At 48.0% G+C, this 17,438-nt stretch carries 23 protein-coding genes; 2 read left to right on the forward strand and 21 right to left on the reverse strand.

Annotation, left to right across the window (positions count from 1 at the left end; translation table 11 throughout):
- Window positions 1-5 precede the first annotated feature (5 nt).
- The 5 genes from ABEW73_RS00450 to ABEW73_RS00470 all read right to left on the reverse strand — a co-directional run bounded on the left by ABEW73_RS00450 (window position 6) and on the right by ABEW73_RS00470 (window position 4,112).
- A complete protein-coding gene (locus tag ABEW73_RS00450) occupies window positions 6-551 on the reverse strand; it encodes an NUDIX hydrolase (RefSeq protein WP_430172783.1) in 546 nt (181 codons plus the stop codon).
- Window positions 552-590: 39 nt separating this feature from the next.
- Window positions 591-1,472 (reverse strand): GNAT family N-acetyltransferase, encoded by an 882-nt coding sequence (locus tag ABEW73_RS00455; protein WP_430172781.1) that lies wholly within the window; start codon window positions 1,470-1,472, stop codon window positions 591-593.
- A gap of 141 nt (window positions 1,473-1,613) precedes the next feature.
- Window positions 1,614-3,308, reverse strand: coding sequence for a M3 family oligoendopeptidase (locus ABEW73_RS00460; protein ID WP_430172779.1), 1,695 nt, complete (start codon window positions 3,306-3,308; stop codon window positions 1,614-1,616).
- 142 nt (window positions 3,309-3,450) lie between these two features.
- Window positions 3,451-3,765 (reverse strand): DMT family transporter, encoded by a 315-nt coding sequence (locus ABEW73_RS00465; RefSeq protein WP_215163136.1) that lies wholly within the window; start codon window positions 3,763-3,765, stop codon window positions 3,451-3,453.
- Window positions 3,765-4,112, reverse strand: coding sequence for a DMT family transporter (locus ABEW73_RS00470; protein WP_430172778.1), 348 nt, complete (start codon window positions 4,110-4,112; stop codon window positions 3,765-3,767). Before ABEW73_RS00470 ends, ABEW73_RS00465 begins: the two co-directional genes overlap by 1 nt.
- A 147-nt stretch (window positions 4,113-4,259) precedes the next feature.
- On the opposite strand from ABEW73_RS00470, the gene ABEW73_RS00475 reads away from it, so the two are divergent.
- Window positions 4,260-5,126, forward strand: coding sequence for a LysR family transcriptional regulator (locus ABEW73_RS00475; RefSeq protein ID WP_430172776.1), 867 nt, complete (start codon window positions 4,260-4,262; stop codon window positions 5,124-5,126).
- Between the two features lie 18 nt (window positions 5,127-5,144).
- Here ABEW73_RS00475 and ABEW73_RS00480 read toward each other — a convergent pair whose 3' ends face one another.
- The 15 genes from ABEW73_RS00480 to ABEW73_RS00550 form a co-directional block, all read right to left on the reverse strand.
- A complete protein-coding gene (locus ABEW73_RS00480; RefSeq protein WP_430172774.1) occupies window positions 5,145-6,026 on the reverse strand; it encodes a Cof-type HAD-IIB family hydrolase in 882 nt (293 codons plus the stop codon).
- 179 nt (window positions 6,027-6,205) lie between these two features.
- Entirely contained in the window at window positions 6,206-6,487 is a 282-nt protein-coding gene (locus tag ABEW73_RS00485) for a hypothetical protein (RefSeq protein WP_430172773.1), read from the reverse strand.
- Window positions 6,488-6,615: 128 nt separating this feature from the next.
- Window positions 6,616-7,248 carry an HAD family hydrolase gene (locus tag ABEW73_RS00490; RefSeq protein WP_430172772.1) on the reverse strand — a complete coding sequence of 211 codons (633 nt, stop codon included), beginning with the start codon at window positions 7,246-7,248 and terminating at the stop codon, window positions 6,616-6,618.
- 17 nt (window positions 7,249-7,265) lie between these two features.
- On the reverse strand, window positions 7,266-7,841 hold the full coding sequence (locus ABEW73_RS00495; RefSeq protein WP_430172770.1) for a hypothetical protein: 576 nt from the start codon (window positions 7,839-7,841) through the stop codon (window positions 7,266-7,268).
- 23 nt (window positions 7,842-7,864) lie between these two features.
- A complete protein-coding gene (locus ABEW73_RS00500) occupies window positions 7,865-8,269 on the reverse strand; it encodes an RDD family protein (protein WP_430172769.1) in 405 nt (134 codons plus the stop codon).
- Between the two features lie 34 nt (window positions 8,270-8,303).
- Window positions 8,304-8,591 (reverse strand): hypothetical protein, encoded by a 288-nt coding sequence (locus ABEW73_RS00505; RefSeq protein ID WP_430172767.1) that lies wholly within the window; start codon window positions 8,589-8,591, stop codon window positions 8,304-8,306.
- Between the two features lie 391 nt (window positions 8,592-8,982).
- Window positions 8,983-9,396, reverse strand: a complete 414-nt coding sequence (locus tag ABEW73_RS00510; RefSeq protein WP_430172765.1) for a VanZ family protein — start codon at window positions 9,394-9,396, stop codon at window positions 8,983-8,985.
- A gap of 12 nt (window positions 9,397-9,408) precedes the next feature.
- The gene (locus ABEW73_RS00515) at window positions 9,409-10,041 is read right to left on the reverse strand and encodes an SMI1/KNR4 family protein (RefSeq protein ID WP_430172763.1); all 633 of its coding nucleotides are present in this window, start codon (window positions 10,039-10,041) and stop codon (window positions 9,409-9,411) included.
- A gap of 47 nt (window positions 10,042-10,088) precedes the next feature.
- Entirely contained in the window at window positions 10,089-10,565 is a 477-nt protein-coding gene (locus ABEW73_RS00520) for an NUDIX domain-containing protein (protein ID WP_430172760.1), read from the reverse strand.
- 169 nt (window positions 10,566-10,734) lie between these two features.
- Window positions 10,735-11,664 carry a Gfo/Idh/MocA family protein gene (locus ABEW73_RS00525; RefSeq protein WP_430172758.1) on the reverse strand — a complete coding sequence of 310 codons (930 nt, stop codon included), beginning with the start codon at window positions 11,662-11,664 and terminating at the stop codon, window positions 10,735-10,737.
- A gap of 230 nt (window positions 11,665-11,894) precedes the next feature.
- Window positions 11,895-12,476: a histidine phosphatase family protein gene (locus ABEW73_RS00530; protein WP_430172756.1), complete on the reverse strand. Its 582-nt coding sequence runs from the start codon at window positions 12,474-12,476 to the stop codon at window positions 11,895-11,897.
- A gap of 39 nt (window positions 12,477-12,515) precedes the next feature.
- Window positions 12,516-12,854, reverse strand: coding sequence for a YrdB family protein (locus ABEW73_RS00535; RefSeq protein ID WP_430172754.1), 339 nt, complete (start codon window positions 12,852-12,854; stop codon window positions 12,516-12,518).
- 49 nt (window positions 12,855-12,903) lie between these two features.
- The gene (locus ABEW73_RS00540) at window positions 12,904-13,350 is read right to left on the reverse strand and encodes a DinB family protein (protein ID WP_430172752.1); all 447 of its coding nucleotides are present in this window, start codon (window positions 13,348-13,350) and stop codon (window positions 12,904-12,906) included.
- A gap of 36 nt (window positions 13,351-13,386) precedes the next feature.
- Entirely contained in the window at window positions 13,387-14,478 is a 1,092-nt protein-coding gene (locus ABEW73_RS00545) for a winged helix DNA-binding domain-containing protein (protein ID WP_430172750.1), read from the reverse strand.
- 47 nt (window positions 14,479-14,525) lie between these two features.
- Complete coding sequence (locus ABEW73_RS00550; RefSeq protein WP_015736501.1) at window positions 14,526-15,314, reverse strand: ABC transporter ATP-binding protein; 789 nt, start codon at window positions 15,312-15,314, stop codon at window positions 14,526-14,528.
- A gap of 334 nt (window positions 15,315-15,648) precedes the next feature.
- On the opposite strand from ABEW73_RS00550, the gene ABEW73_RS00555 reads away from it, so the two are divergent.
- Window positions 15,649-16,398: an MBL fold metallo-hydrolase gene (locus ABEW73_RS00555; protein WP_430172748.1), complete on the forward strand. Its 750-nt coding sequence runs from the start codon at window positions 15,649-15,651 to the stop codon at window positions 16,396-16,398.
- A 36-nt stretch (window positions 16,399-16,434) separates the two neighbouring features.
- Here the strand turns inward: ABEW73_RS00555 and ABEW73_RS00560 are convergent, their stop codons facing one another.
- Window positions 16,435-17,385, reverse strand: a complete 951-nt coding sequence (locus ABEW73_RS00560) for a hypothetical protein (protein WP_430172946.1) — start codon at window positions 17,383-17,385, stop codon at window positions 16,435-16,437.
- Window positions 17,386-17,438: the final 53 nt, after the last annotated feature.

Here is a 17,438-nt window from a genome sequence, read left to right on the forward strand (position 1 = left end):
TTTAGCTAAATCGAACGATCTGCTTGACGTATGGCATAAGCCAGCTTGTACAGATCTGCAATATCCTGCCTGCCCGTCGCTTCAAATCGCTTAACGGCTTCCTCCACATCAACCGCCTCTACCGCGATGACCTGCTCGCCATCTTCGGGATTTAGCGGCTCTCCAACAATGCGTACATCCCCGTAACCGACCAATCGGACAAAATGAGGATGGGGAATATGCGGCCGATAAGGGGTCTTGCTGCTGGATTCACAACGAAACTGGCCGAAGACCCGATACGACTCGAGTTCTGCACCCAACTCCTCTCGAACTTCCCGTCTAAGTCCATCCATATAGGACTCTCCGGGTTCCAGGGTTCCTCCGGGGAGCTCCCAGCTTCCGTCCGCAACCTGAAAAACAATACAGCGATCCCCGTCAAATGGAAGAATGGTGACATTGCTGACTTTCGATTCTTCGATTTCTTCGCCAAAGGCAAACCTAGCTCGCACTTCGCCCCAATGGATGTCATCCGAGAGAGTCGGGTACAGGCTCATATCGGTGATTTTTCTCATAACATGCAATTCCTTTCGAACTTTACATATTCATACAACCTATATAGCGCTGTATTCATGAATCATAAGCACCTGCTCCATCGAGATCGTAAATCCAAACTCCTGCAGCACGTTCACCAGTTCCTGATTCGAAGTCCGAATGTTAAATGCGGATCGCTTGCAGGTATAACCGGGTTGTATCATCTCCAGCACCGCCGTCCTCATTACAGCTTCTGCATCGGGGTGTCCTGGAGCGGCCTCGCAGCGAAATAGCGTAATGGCTGCCAAACGACCTTGGGCATCGAACACCCGCTTAAACAAACCGTAACCCACCTGTTCTTCCCCTTCATATACAATAACGCATTCGCCGTCCTTGATACTGGAAGCGTCGGTCTGCCAGACTTCACCGGATCGATAAAAAGCTACGGAGGCAGCCTCCGCGGCTAGGCTTCTGACGAGCGTATACCTTAAAGACGCATCCTGTGCACGCTGTTCTTCAATGGACTGTTCATTCGTCATGATGAGAAGCCGATCGATGATTTCATACCCAACGCTTTCGTAAAGACGGATCGCTGGCGCATTCGTGCTGATCGCCTCTAAATAGGCCCGATGGACGCCTTGTTCTTCGTAGAGCTCGGCGTTTTTCTCCATCATGTTTTTGCCGATTCCTTTCCCCCGGAAATCGGGAGCTATCGCTGTCCCGCCGTTACGTGCAATCTTAACGCCATCTTCCTCCTGGAAGCTGTTCATGACGATGCCGGCCGGTACGCCATCCATGTAACAAGCGAGTGATCTCTCCATGCACAGACCATCATTTCCAATACGGGCTATGAAGCGGTCCAGCGGCATCGAGGCGTTAACCATATATCCTTCAAATGAGTGATTCCACAACTCCGATACTTCCCGAATCGGAAGCTCGCTTAACGGTTTGTATGTAATCATGCTTTAATCCTCCTAATTCATGAGCCATAAGTGAGTAAGGCATATATAGAGATGCTCTCTATTAAAAACATGCAGGAAGAACACCTAAGTAAAGTACTCAGTCGTGTTCTCCTGCATGTCTTAGCCATACTTATTTACGATTTAAAGAGCTGCATCATCCACACTGTCGAGCCAAGCTTCGATGCTGCCAATGACGGAAGTGACACAGCCATCCTCGAATGGGGAGATCAAGCCTGCCACCTTCACCAGTTCGGTGAAGGACTTGCTTCCACCTTGACGGCATAGGTTCAGATAATCTGCCCATGCAGCGGATTGATTCTCATGCATCTTCTTCCAGAACTGGAATGCACAGATTTGAGCCAGCGTATAATCGATATAATAGAACGGCGAACTAAAAATATGACCCTGCTTATGCCAGAACCCGCCTTGCTCCAGATAGGAATTGTCATCATAATTCCGGTGCGGCAGATATTTCCGCTCAATCTCACGCCATGCTTGTTTCCGTTCAGCCGGCGTAGCATCCGGATTCTCATAAACAAAGTGCTGGAATTCGTCAACCGTGACCCCGTAAGGAATGAAGATAAGTCCGCTTGCGAGATGGTCGAAGCGGTATTTATCCGCCTCATCCTCGAAGAAGCGGTCCATCCACGGCCATGTGAAGAATTCCATACTCATGGAATGGATTTCGCACGCCTCATAGGTTGGGAACCCATACTCCGGTACCTCGAAACCTCTGCTCTCATACACTTGGAACGCATGACCGGCTTCGTGCGTCAGCACATCAATATCACCTGAAGTCCCGTTAAAGTTGGAGAAAATAAACGGTGCGCCGTACTCGCTAATATAGGTACAGTATCCACCACTCTGCTTGCCTTTCTTGGCAACCAGATCCATGAGGCCGTTCTCCTGCATGAAGGTAAAGAATTCATGAGTTTCCGGTGATAATTCTTCATACATCTTCGCGCCATGGTTGACGATCCAATCCGGATCACCCTTCGGTGTTGCATTCCCCGATTTGAATGAGAAGTTCTCATCGTAGTACAGCAGTTGATCCACATCGATTCGTTTCTGCTGACGTTCTTTCAGCTTGGTTGCAACGGGAACGATGTGTTCCAGCACCTGATTACGGAAATTCGCGACCATCTCCGCGTTATAATCCGTGCGGGCCATGCGGGCATAACCAAGCTCTACATAATTGTTAAATCCTAGCTTCTTGGCAATCTTGGTTCTCACCTTAACCAGATCATCATAGATACGGTCAAAGTTCGCTTCGTTCTCAGCCATGAAACCGCTGGACGCTTCCATAGCACGTTTACGCATATTACGATCCGTCGATTGCTGGAAAGGAATCAATTGCGACAGGGTACGCTCTTCGCCTTCGAACTGAATTTTGGCGGAAGCGATCAGCTTCGTATATTCCGTTGTCAGTTTATTCTCCTGCTGCAAATCCTCGATTATCTCAGGACTGAAGGTTTTGAGGGAAAGCTCTGCCAGCTGGAACAGCTGCCGTCCCCATTTGTCCTCAAGCTGAGCTCTAAATTTCGAATCTACGAGGGCCCGATAATAATCCGTTATGTATTCCTGAATGACCGGGCCATTCTCGTCAAAGAAATCCTGCTCTGCCTTATAGAACTCGTCGTTCGTATCAATCGAGTGACGGATGTACACCAGTTGACTCAGGGTATCCATCTCACTGCGGAGTTTGTTAATGCGGGTCATCGCCTCATCCTGCTCCTCATATGTGCTGGCGGTGGTGAAGGCGTTAAGCTGTTCTTTAAACTTTTGCTCAAAAGCTTTTACGTCGGGGCGTTCATAGCGATATTCGCTGAATTTCATAAGATACACCTGTCCTTTCCCATATAAAAAATGCATCCTGGCGTCTGATCGCATGGATTCAAAACACCAAACTATATCTAAATTCTATATGCTAATCACAATATCCTTCACAGGTCTATGAAATTCTACACGCCCCGATTGATTACGTAATAATCTTAAGACCAATCGCTGAAGCCAGGATTAAAGCAATGAAGAAAACCCGACGGGCTTCCTTCGGTTCTCCAAACGCAAACATCCCCAGCAGGGTGCTGCCGGCCGTCCCCATTCCCGTCCAAATCGCATAAGCGGTTCCCATGGAAATAAAGGCCATCGCGTACGTCAGTAGCAGGAAACTCGAACCAAGCGAACAGGCTAAAAAAATGTAGGAGCCCAAGCTGCGAGTCAGGCTCACCCTTCTTAATGCGATCACACCCAACACTTCACATAACCCTGCGGCGATCAGAGCGATCCATTCCATTACGCACCACTCTCCTTCGCCTGATTATCCATATCTTTCGTGACCAGTTTTAGTCCCAACACCCCTGCAGCCAACATGCCAATTAGTAGCAGCTTGATTGGATTTGCCTGCTCGCCAAACACGAGAATCTCCACCAGCACCGTACCGGCTGTCCCGAGTCCTGTGAAGATCACATATACCGTACCGATGGGAAGTTTAGCCGCAGAGTCCAGAAAAACTTTAAAACTGAATATAATCGAAGCGATGGTAATGATCCACTGCCACCAGGTATCGGAATGCTTCAAACCGGATACCCATACAACCTCCAGTGCCCCCGCCAATAATAAGAGCCACCATGCCTTTTTCATCCTCCAACATCCTTCCACTCTATATTTGCATGAAAATATTTATGATGTCGTTGTGATTGTAATCTAAAAATGGCATACCGTATAATGATAAATAATAATGATGTCATCATTTTTAGTGATGCCTGAAGGAGAGAGAGGGAGGTTTGCATGGAGCTTACCGATCTGAAGGTTTTTCTGAAAATTGCCGATGAAGGGAATATCACCCGCGCTGCGGAGCAGCTTGGATATGTGCAGTCCAATGTTACGGCCCGGGTCAAAAAGCTCGAGAATGAACTGGGAATTCCCTTATTTAACCGACACTCCAATGGAGTGACCTTGACGGAAAAAGGGCGCATGTTCCGGGACTATGCATGTTCCATTCTCAATCTGTCGGAAGAAGCAGTACGGGCTGTACAGGAAACGCCTTATCCAAGCGGTTCTTTAACCATTGGCGTCGTGGATACGGTGCATTGCGGACATTTCATTAAATCCTTGTCAGACTATCAAACCATGTACCCGGACGTCGCGCTATCGCTCTTGACTGGCAGCTCTTCGGAGCTGATTGCCCAAGTGTTAAACTATCAGTTGGACGGGGCATTTGTGACAGGAAACATACCGCCGAAGCTGGTCGCCGATTATGTAGAAAAGGACGAGGTTAAGCTGCTGATCAAATCGAAGGAACAGCCCTTTCCCGATCTGGCGGTGACCAAATGGGCCGTTGCACCGGCGGGTTGCCCGTTTCGAAGCATTCTCGAAGGTTGGCTGTTAAGCGAAGGAATTCCGCTGACCAATATGATCGAAGTCTCATCGTTAGAGACCCAATTAGGCATCGTACGATCAGGTCTTGCAGCTACGCTGCTGCCCACCTCCGTCTTGAGCGGAGAATTTGCGGATATGGGCAGCTTCTCGATCCCGGAAGCCTTCCGGCATACCGCGACAAGCCTGATCCGGCGCAATGACCGGTTCAGGAACAAGGCATTTTCCGCTTTTGCCGAGCTGGTTAAAGTTAACTTCGATAAGACAGAGGGTTTATGAACTGTGATGTTCTCAACATCACAGTTGTCCTCCCGGAGTGGATATGATGATACTCTCTCCCGACAGTTCCATCTGTCGCTGGATATAATGGGCAACGCCATCAAGTTCATTCGAGTCGATAATATGGTCAGCCAGCTGCCGTATCCTTTCATGCGCGTTTCGCACCGCGATCCGGGTGCCTCCGGCTTCAAACAGCCCCACATCATTGATGTGGTCACCGAAGACCACCGTGCTCTCCAGATCTATACCCATATGGGTGGACCATAATTGGAGTCCGTCTCTTTTGTTTGCTTTGGCATGACTGAATTCCAGGAAAAAATGGTTATGGATGTAGTAATCCGGCATCATATGAGCATGAATCACATCACCGAATAATTCCATAATCTCGCACCGTATCGGCTCCAATTCCTCATAATGTCCAATGTATGTAAGAGCTAGCGTCCGGTAATTCGGCGGGCAGTTCAGGGTCTGCACTTCCATAAATCGCGGATCATGAGGCCGACTATGATAAAAAGCCTTCTCTCCCTCTCTCCGCAGCGTCTCATGCAAAACACGCTCACGATGATCCGCATCCAATGAAAAATAGTAAGGAGTAATACCAAACTTCCTCCCTACGTCGATAATCTCATTCGAGATGTCCCGTTCAAGCCAGGATCCATCGATTACCGTTCGATTCATCCCGTCATATATCAAAGCGCCGTTATATAGAATCAGCGGGTACTTCCAGGGGATATCCGAGACGACGCTTTGAGCGCTAATATAGCCCCGGGCAGTGGCATAAGTGACAACCACGTCCTGCTCCAGCGCATTCGCGATAACATCCCTAGTATAGGGTGAAAGTGTCTGATCTGATCGTAGAAGCGTTCCATCCAGGTCGGTAATATATGCTCTTTTCTTCATCAAGAAGCAATGCCTCCTTAGCCGTCCAGTATGTGACAAAGCCCAGGCTTAGATCAGCTCGGTCCAAGACTGGGTCATTATGATTTAGACATCTTCCATGATTATACAACTTCTGAGAAGGGAGATGGTAAAGGTATTCTATAGAGTCATTAATATGACATAACTTGTCCCTCGGTTTCCTACACACCGAGGATCAGGTATCCCAGTGTCATATATAGAAATAGAAATAATAGCAGCATGGAGTGACCTACGATGGCTGTAATACGGATTCGCGAGAGTTCACCTCGATGTTTGCTAACGAGTGCCAACAGAATCCCAACGGGCGACAACAGAAGAATCGACGCATACGACAGTCCCTGCAAGGGACTGCCTGCCTCAGGTGGAAACATGAAGCTGTAGAGTGTGATCAGGGTGATGCAGACAAATAAAGTCAGAGACACATGGGACAAATACCATCTCATCACGTAACCTCGGCCAACATGCCCGACAGAATACCGGCTCTGTGGGGAACGCAGTGTACACTGCCAATCTGTATACCCTCTGGAATTTCTTTTATAAAACTCAGCACAAGTGACGGCACCTCCGAGATTTATTTAGTGATACGCGGCTGAAGATAACCTATGACTTCTTGTATATGCTGAATCTCGGCAAACGGAAAAACACCCATGTGGTTCATTCTCGCGATATCCGCGCGATACGCGATAAATGGGATTCCGGCGCTCTCCGAGGCTTTGCCATCCACCCAGGCATCACCCACGGACAGCCACTCCTTTGGGGAAGTGTGCGAAAAATGCTGGAGTACCGCGATATATCCATCCGGTGCAGGCTTTAATAAGCCCATGGCTTCCCTGCCGATAATGAGATCGAAGTAATGAGCAATCCGGTTCTCTTCCAATGCAGTCATCGCTGCTTCTACCGCATTATTCGTCACAATGGCCAGATGCAGCTGTCCATGTAATTGCTGGACGAGCTCCTTAGCTCCATCTTCAAGTTTTGCTCCTATCATCCCTTGGATCTCATGATCCTTGGCGATATCCCACATCATGCAGCTCAGCTCTTCCGTCAGCTGCCCCGTATTCATTGCTTCAGCTATGATGGTTGAGGTGGTATGGGTGTCCATGGACAGACCTTGAGGCAAGATTCTGTGTTGGCTTAGAAAAGCGTATATGTCCCTCTTCATTGCGCCAAAATCAATGCTGGAATGCAGCAGCGTATTATCCATATCAAAGACAATGCCTTTTACTGTAAACGCGATATCCAATCAACTCCAGTCATGGAAATGCCTTGAATTGCGGCTCCAGGAGGTAAGCCTGATTTGGGTATTCGGATCAGTGATGTGACGCTTGCCTGGCCAGGGTAATCCTCCGTGCCATCATCTGCTTGTGAAGCTAAAGTGATATATAGATGATTCTTTGGATCCCCTATCTGTTTACGGGTCATCTTCACGGATGCGATCCGAAAACCTTTTGCCGACGGAAGCTGTCCTCCGCTAATCAACATATAAATTTCCTGACTCGTTTCCTTAAGCACCCACCCGCCGGGAGCCCTATTTGTGCTGTCATCATAAAGCTGTTGAATATCCGGATCAAGATGCTCAACCGAACGGGATTGCCAAGAAAATTCCGAGGCGGTTTTGGTATATAGAAGCTGCTCATACGGAACTTGAATATAGTCTGTCTCGCGGATTTCCCTTTCTTCTACCGTTACACGCTCCGCATCGTAGGAGTCGCCTACTCTCTGCTTATAACAACCCGAAATCAATATCATCATAACAATCATGGTGAACGTCAGCCGTCTGTTGATGCGTAGTCGCAAAAAATGAACACACCCCTTCATCCCTAATCATACACAACTTCCGTACCGGCGATAAAATCGTGAAGGGAACGCTTATCCTCGCGCATCGCAACCATAATGATACTCACGATGAGACCAATTCCAAACGTTAACGTATACACAATTCCCGCTACGAGGTTGCGGAGCAGCATCGTTCCTATGCCCGGCGGCTCAAGAAAATCGAATTTGCGTATGCGAATCCCGCATAAACGCTTGCCGATGGTATAACCATTCCAATACACGGGCACCAACATAGCATACAAACCGTAAATCAAATTATTGATCGGCTCATTCTCAAAATTCCCAGTGATCAAACCTGCAATGAACCATAACGGAAGGCTCACGATAATTCCATCCAGAAGATTGGCGCCTAGCCGGATCCAAAAGCCGGCCACTTGGTTTTCGCCCATCAATATACCTCCTTAAAAATCAAGATATCTTCAATTATGGACTCCTATCGGCGTTATCTGGCTGGTCAAGCTCCTCCCAGTTATGCTTGATCTTGTTCAGGTCATCCTCTAGCCATTTACGAATGATTGGAACCATGAAGCATAAGATACCAATAATCAAACTGATGATGCTGAATATCAACGGTCCTTTTCCAAATTCCGATAACAAGTCCTTAAATATCCTAGGACTGTATATCCCCGCAATCGCTGCTGTTAAATACCGGATACCGTACAAAAAAGCCGAAATACAGATGAAAATAATGCCCATCGCTTTATTGTTCATAGGGTGTCTAGCGCCTCTCGAACTACATTCATGATATGCACGAACGTTTCCTGCTCTCCATGCTTGATGAGAAAAGATTCTACATCATCCCTTAGGTTATATGAAAACTCTATGCCATGAGTCAGCTTGCTAAACACGGAATCCCTCATTAAAACCACACCTTTCCACACAACATTTTCCAATCCCTCATATCATTGTAAGCTTCGGTTCCTGATCAAACAACATTTTTTCCACAATTCCCCATTTCAACTTCATCTAGTCCAAGTTGAGAATGTAACTTTCGTAAAACATATCAGCCAAAAACAAAAAAAACAGAATGACTTCCCTACATCGTAGTTAAGCCATTCTGCTGCCTGTTATAAACTATTTTATGTATGATCGAAATATGCGGTTATCTGCCCCTCAATTTCATGATGACCCCAAGTAAACCATAGCCAATGGTAACACCTATCGTGTTCAAAATAAAATCATCCACATCCAGGCTTCCTCGCCGCGAGATCAACTGTGCCATTTCGAGCACGAATAACCCGACTAAAAAGAAACCCAGCATCTTAACGTATCGAATTCGAAATACAACAGGAATCAACAACCCAAAGGGTACAAACACAGCGATATTCCCAACGATATTGATCAATGAAGCCAAGCTGCGAATGGGAAAATAGTTTGCCATCGTCGAGAATGGAATCAGATTATAACTGAATTCCTCCTGTGTTGTCCTCCCAAATCCCCAGATCATCCAGTAAATGAGCAACATGGTATATCCGATGAGAAAGATCAAGGGGGTCATTTTATCACGCGATTTCATGAAGGTCTCCTCTCAATCTCTAGCTTTTTTCTCTATATCAAGCGTGATGTTCTTCCCTTCATATGTATTATAGTTATCAACACAGCCCTTCACATATCGGTAATAGCTTTCGGATGTTTCACGTTTCCAATCCCAGAAATGGGCCCCGTTACAAATCAAGAGCCTTTCAAACCAGCGCTCAAAGTTCATCTCAATTTCGATTGCACTATCTACAAAGAGCATTTCTGTCCAGTATAGATAATTAGAGGTTCTATCATGACACTGATTCGAGTCGATGAATAACATATCTCCGTTATCCGAACCAATAGGATACCATCCGTTAGGAATCATGCTGATATAATCATAATTAACATAGTACCGACGGATTTCGTCCAGGCTGAACAGCTCAATGCCGCCCCCATACTGGGGATGTTCGAATAATCTGGCTCCGTTATGCCTCAACAGGAACTCTTTATAGTCCCATGGCGCAAAAAGATTTAAACTACGAAAAAATTCGTTTATTTCCCCGGACTCAGCACCTCCTGCAAACGTAAAATGAGCTGTCTCACAATATCCTTGTTGCCCTTGGACTAGCATGATATTATTCTCATCCAAACGCTTTCTAAGTCCGGAAAGTGCGAGTTCTACAATATTAAAAATCTCCATTGTCTTCTCCTATTCCAAGATTGACTTCGATTAGTCACCCGTTTAATTCACACATATTTATCCAATACATAATCCTCAATCATGTCAATATTTCGACGTTCCTGCGCGTACTGTATAATGTGTTTCTTAATATTCGGATACAAAATAATGTCGTCCAGCTGCTCGAGCGGAATCCACTTCACATCGGTTTGATTCGGATCTGGCGCAGCCGGAAGTTTTGGGGACGATCCTTCATGCGGATAACATTCAAACACGATGTATAACGTATGGATGCCCGAGATGTTATCTCTAGACTGTTTATGCGGAGCATTCTCGTACACAAATGCAACGGGTCCGGTCTGTGCTTCCAGCGTGGTTTCCTCATACAATTCTCTCAAGGCACCCTCTGCGATCGACTCTCCCGGCTCTGCCCCGCCCCCTGGCAAGTTGTAATGCAATCCGTTCTCATCAACATACTCGACCAATAACACATGCTCATTCTGAAACACCAACGCTGTCGGTCTCACCCGAATATGATACGTCATAAAAACCACCTCTCCACACGGCTAATGAGTAGCTGCTGAACTTTCGTGATCTGTCTATCATACTATTTAAGGCACTCATATGGGAATATTTTGTATAATTTCAGGACAAAAAGGCTATCAGGTGATCGCATCAACCTCCCAGATAACCTCCATCCCTCAAAACATATCGTTAATTCTTATTACTTCCTGTTAGATCGCTATCCTCCAACTTCAGGGTTTCACCCGTTTCACGGGAGACATTCGCCGCCTCCAGAAAACGAATGATCTCCAGCGTCTCTGATAAAGGAACGTCCGAGACACCTGTCGTGAACATCTTCATGATCTGCTCCAGCAGACTCGCATAATAGGGTTTCGGATGCGCCATGATGTCCACAAAGCTGCTAGCCGCCGTACGATGAATCGTCATCCCAAAGCGATCATTACCTGCACGGTTGCCTCGAATCGTCCCGACTCTCCCGTCATTCCAAACCGCTGTTAATACCTCATGCAATTCGGTCGCGGCGACATGTACGCTTAGGCATCCGGGTCCGAGAACGCGGTAAAGCATCTCCGCCGCGTGGATCCCATACCAGAAAAATCCCGGCTGCGTAGGTTGAAGGGGAAGCGGTCCGGCGCAGTCCACACCCATGATATCATCGACTCCGCCGCGAGCCAGTTCCTCCTGAAGTCCTTGCGCATATCGAAGAGACGAGCTGCTCATAACGGTAACCTGAAACTGCTCCGCCAGCTCGGCGATTTCCATTGCGTCCTTACTGTTCACTGCAAATGGTTTATCGATAAATACCATATGGCAATGAGGAGCAATCGCGCGAAATAAGGGCAGATGTGATCTACCGTCGACCGCTTCGAGCATGACGGCATCGACCTGTTTGGCGACTTCTTCCGGAGAATCCAATATTTCGGTTCCCCATGCAACGAGTTCCTTCGTATACCCTTCCACCCGGCTTATGCTGAGATCGAAGTCCGGTGATCCTCCGGGAAATGCCGCCGTAACCCGTGCGCCTGGAACGTAATAGGGATGCGCTTTGTCATGCAGCATTTTCGAGAAAATAGAGACATGCGATGTATCCAAACCAATCATACCGATCTTCAAAATCATAAGTTTATTCTCCTTTTCCTACAGGATTTTAGATGATCATGCTGGCTTTTCCATTCGCTACGTTACTGAGGATATCCAACAGCCGGAACATAGGCTTTTCTTTCAACCATCATATCACCCTGAACGACTAAAGGACGTGACTTTAATTCGTCTTTTAACCTAAACCCGAACTCCATACAAAAAGACCACCTCCATCTGATTATCAGACGCTGGCAGCCTTTTTAGCGGACTTATAAATGCCTCGTGCAGTTGTATAAGGAGCAATTCCATGCACCGTTGAACTTGGTTAGAAGAGTTAAGGAAGTGTTATCCATATAGGTTGTTTTAAACCGCTGGGGTAGCAGTTTTTGCAGGGATAATCCAATGACTGCGCCATGACTCACAATGAGAACATTCCTGTTCTCATATGCTTGCATCACTTCCTCCAAAAACCGAGTTCCTCGCTCGGCGACATCCTCATAACGTTCCATAGCTAAGTCCATATCTCGCCAGGAGTGTCCCCAAGTCGCCACTCTCTCTTCCTCTGTGGTTCCTTCAATTAGTCCACAATCAATCTCGCAGATTCGTTGATCTTCCATGATATCAAGCACAGAGATTTCTTCAGCAATGATCTGCGCGGTAACTCTTGCACGGATCAGGGGACTTGAGATGATGATCTCCCAAGGCGCTTTCTTTAAGCGTTTAGCGATTCGTTGAGCCTGTTGCCTCCCCTCAGCATTAAGAGGAATATCGCTTCGACCCTGGGCCCTATTCTGAACATTCCAATCTGTTATTCCGTGTCTAATAAGGCCGATGGTAGCCGTTTCATCCACCTCCCACAAGGAATCTCCATGTAAATCTGCAATATATCTCTACGGCTGCATCCTCCATTTTATCACGATGAAGCGGTTGGCCAGTGCCACAAGAGCAAACACGATGGCAAACGTAACAAAACCAGAGGCGATCAGGCAAGCAGTCGCGGTCGCAAATATGAGAATTTCAATAAGGAGCACGACGGCAAGCGGCAGCTTGATCCTTGCTTTCGGAGAGATAGTCATGCCCCAGATGACGGCTGCAAGCAGCGGAAGCCCAATACCGAGTACGACCTGTACCATGAGTCCGGTATCATAATGGAAGCCCCAGTAACCTATCGAAAATAATAAAATCAATTCCAAGATAAATCGGATGGCGAGATTCAACACTTTGAACATGGAGGAACACCTTCCGTTTCATTTCGTACACCTATTTTTACTGCAGACATTAAAGTTCGATTTGCTCCAGGTGATGGATCAGATGATCAACATAATCGTTAAACAACCACTCCAGCGTGACCTCGGTTTTATCGGGCAGCACACATTTTTTCTGGAAATCAGAGGAGTCAGCTTTGCGCATGACACGCAGAATCATCCGGTTCAGTTGCTGCCATAGCGACAACACTTCCGATTGATCATATTGATCCTGGTAATTGTTCACCAGGACCCAATCGTTCTGCGCATACCCTTGAATGGCAATCGGATAATCGGAGAGCAAAATTTTTACAAACCGGATATGGTTATTCACCGCCGAATCGCAAAGATGGCCCAGGATCTCCTTCTTGGACCATTTATCAGGCGCAAGCTTCAGATTGAATTCCACCTCACTCGTCGCCGTTACAATCTCCGTCATTTCGGTAATCAATGATTCCAATTTCATGATCGGCTCCATCATTATCTTCCTCCTAAGAGCTTTCTCTCAGCCAATAGCTTAGAGAGCTAGATTCCATTCTATTCGTGTAATCGGCTGTCCTATGAAATCGCTATATTGCTTGGCAGCTTCCATAATCTCCTCTTCTCGACCACTCATTGGCGAGAACGAGCTAAACGTGATTTCGATGCCGCTGCGTTTGATTTCCCGCTTCCAGATACCCACCACTTCTCCTCCTGCGACCATCATGGGTTGAAATACCCCGTTGCGATGGGGAGCGATCTTGGCATCATGCTCGGACTCTATGATCGCGCTGCGGTCCTTGTAACCCAAGTAATATTCATCAAAACCCGGAAGCAGAACCACCGTATTCGTATCAGCAGAAGCGGCCGGTGTAGTAACAGAGCTCCAGTATTCCGTGCCGTTGACAAGATCTAAACGAAGATCTGATTTGACGGCATCGAAGCCTCGTTTAGCGTCTGTGAGCGTTAGTCCGACCCACCATGCAAAATCCTGAATCGTTGCAGGCCCGTGTCCTGTAAAATAGCGAAGCGCCAGCTCCGCCAGTGATTCTTCTAGCGTCAGCTCCCTTGAATTCGGGACCCACTCATCGAGCAGCACGAAACTCTGCTGTTTGCCTTCATGCGGGCCGAAACAGATCATGCCGGTCCGACCCAAATATCCGAGAATATAATAACCGCGACCATTCTTGGTGCTGATCCCTGCTTCCTCCAGCAGCTCCATCAGTCTGGGACGGGATACAGGGGTACAGTCACACAGCGCCTCGCCTATGATCCTGCTGCATCGAGCAAGAGTTTCTTCGTCAAGCTCAAGTTCTACCTGCTTCTTCTTATCATGCGTTTGAAAGCGCGATTCCGTCAGCTTCAGCATCCACTTGGCATCCTCGGCAGGCACAAAGAATATCGTCCCCCGCATCGGCCAGGTCAGCACGATGTTGCGATCGATCATGGCCCGCTCCACATCGGATATCTTGGCGGACTGCGTACGGAGACCGATTCCCCATACCGCTTGGTGGTAATCCTGTGCCTGCACAGCGCCGAGCCCTCTTACGACTTGCTCCGGACTCTCAGGCTTCGTACCTGTTATGCGCTGATTGAAGAGACGTTGATTCGCTATGGTTTGACTTAGCACACCTATCCACTCTCCTAAGGCCATGAATATCGTCGGGCGAAAAGCATTTATTTCAAGTCCGGAATGGACATCCAGGCCCGATCGTTCTGCCAGCTCACCTCGACCGGCGTCTCAAAAAACGAGGTCAAATTGTCGCTGGTCAGCATGTCCCGGGAACGCCCCTTCCCGAAGACGGTGCCCCGGCGGATCAGCAAGGAGTGCGAGAAGATCGGCAGGATTTCTTCGATATGATGCGTAACGAACAGCAGGGTCGGGGCATCGGGCTTAGAAGCCAGTGCCGTAATGCTGGACAGCAGCGCTTCCCTCGACAGAAAATCCAGCCCGTTACAGGCCTCGTCCAGAATCAACAGTCTTGGAGAAGCCATGAGAGCCCTAGCGATCAGCAGCTTCTGCTTCTCCCCCTGCGAACAAGTTTCATATGTACGACCCAGCAGATGAATACAATTAAAATCCTTCATAAGCTGCTCGGCCTGTTCCCGGTCTGCTTCATCCACCTTCTGATACAGGCCGATCGAGGCATGTTTGCCGCTAATCACGACATCCAGCGTCGATTCGCTCGGCCGGATTCTTTCCTGCAGTGAGGAGCTGACCCAGCCAATCGATTTACGCAATTCTCTTAAATCCACCCTGCCAAAACGATGCCCGAGCACCGAAACTGTGCCGCTGGTCGGCCAGATGTAACCATTAATCATATTCAAAATGGTTGTCTTCCCGGAGCCGTTCAGTCCGAGCACCGCCCAATGCTCCCCTTGCTGTACGGTCCAATCCACACCGGTAAGAACGGTCTTCTGCTCCCGTCTCCAGGTTACGTCATCCAGTTCAATCATCGTATTCATTGCTTCTCCCTCTCCTTCTTCAATCTGCTGTGTCACTACGTTTCTCTTTTCAAGGATTATACCAGCAATTACATATTCCTCAATAGTGAGATGATATCCAGCCTTGTGATCAGTCTAGGGCTTGGAATCATTCTATGTATGCAGGGCCAGACATTTCATATAGTAACGAGGGTTCTAGTCAATGAATTTTATATTGACAAATAATTATTTTTGTGTTATGATATAATATTTCACTATTTACATTCGTTTACTGATTTGATAATCTACTTCTGCTCAATCTTCTCTGGAAGTTGAATTTGGGAGAAGAAATCCCCATATAGTGGAGGTATATAACATGCTAATCGATCAAGGCATTCATATGCTGAAAATATCAGCAGCCATGATGGGACGAATCGTAACGATCCATCCGACATTCCTATGGGATCAGCAGGATATGGTTCTCATCGATACCGGCTATCCCGGTCAGTTCCCGCTGATTCAGGATCAACTATCGGACTGCGGTTTTTCCGTTCAGGACATAACCAGAATCATTATAACACACCAGGATTTGGATCATATCGGCAGTTTACCTGCCGTTATCCAGCACTGCAAACAAGAACCGGAAGTGTTCGCCAGCGAAATCGAAAAGCCTTATATCGAAGGCGATACAAGGCTTGTCAAATTATCGCCCGAGGCTATCGCGCAAGCGCTGGCATCGCTGCCGGAGACCGTGCCCCCGGAGTGGCGGAACGCGTTTAAGCATACGCTTGAGAACCCTCCCACGGCGCGAGTAGACAGCATTTTGCGCGACGGCGAGGTGCTGCCGTATGGCGGCGGTATCATGGCGATCCATACGCCTGGCCATACCCCCGGCCACACCAGCTTATATCACATACCGAGCAAAACCTTGATTGCCGCCGATGCGCTGAACGTCAGAGAGGGGCAACTGGCCGGACCGGATCCGGCAACCACTTATGACATGGCGTCAGCCCAGCTTTCCTTGCAGAAGCTCACTCACTATGACATCCATAACGTGATCTGTTATCACGGCGGATTATTTACGGACAATCCCAATCAACACATTCGTGAATTGGCTTACGATTAATCATTTGTCGGTCCACTTTCGGTCAACCAGACCTGGCTACTTCTTTGATTCATCAATCCAGCTCATCTCAAGGTACCACGTATACGTGCCGCCGGCCGGCACTTCTGCCGCTGCCTGACGATCCATGGCATACGAGAGATCATCGAGCAGTCCCGTCGCGGGTTCCAGCGCAAGATGATACTGTCCCTGATAGCCGCCGTAATTCGCCCATATCGCTAGGTAAGGCACCTGCTCCGTAGGAAACATCATGCGGAGTCCTTCCCCCGCAACCGGATCGTAGATGGAAGCCATCCCTTCCGGCAGCTCACCGGCAAAATAAAATTTCTCTGCCGTTGCCGCAAGCCTGCTCTCGGTTCGATTTAAGCGGATATTGGGGTTTTCCTCCCATGGCTGCGGCCATTTCCGAATATCGCCGAATTCTCCCAATCGACCGTTAGCCGAGTACGATACGATGATCTCACTCAACTTGTCGGGAACGATGATCTCAATGCCTTCATTGATCTGAAATAACGGATGGGCAGCCCACAAAAATGTGAACGGGAACGGGCTCGGATTATGAACAGCATAATCGATCCGCAGGGTATCTTCACGAGGGAAGGAGTAGGTTTTGCGCAGCTGATATGGAATTTGGATTCCCTGCACGCTGCAGTGAAGCTGTTCTTCCTCGCTTTGCGTTTTCCATGGAATGGACCATACCTCGCCATGATCCGGAAGCTCCGTTCCTTCCCATGGGTACGCGGGATACCGGCAGACATTGATCGTAGGAAACATTTCATCCCAGCCGCTGCCGTCCCGCTTTCCGAAGGAGGTAGCATACCCGTTCGTTTCCAGAACTCCAGCAGGCTGCACCAGCCACTCCCGACCCGTTATTCGATTGCGAAGCGAGATCACCCTACTTCCGAGTTCAGGCACCACGACCATCTCTATAGCCGCCGTCCTCCCTGTCCAAACCTCATATCCATCCGACATCCCTTTGCTCCAGATCATCATCGTAATCCTCCTCCGTTTTAGTCAACGCATCACCCAGAATGCACAAATTC

It is taken from the genome of Paenibacillus lautus (assembly GCF_050482385.1).
Lineage (GTDB): Bacteria > Bacillota > Bacilli > Paenibacillales > Paenibacillaceae > Paenibacillus_AQ > Paenibacillus_AQ lautus_B.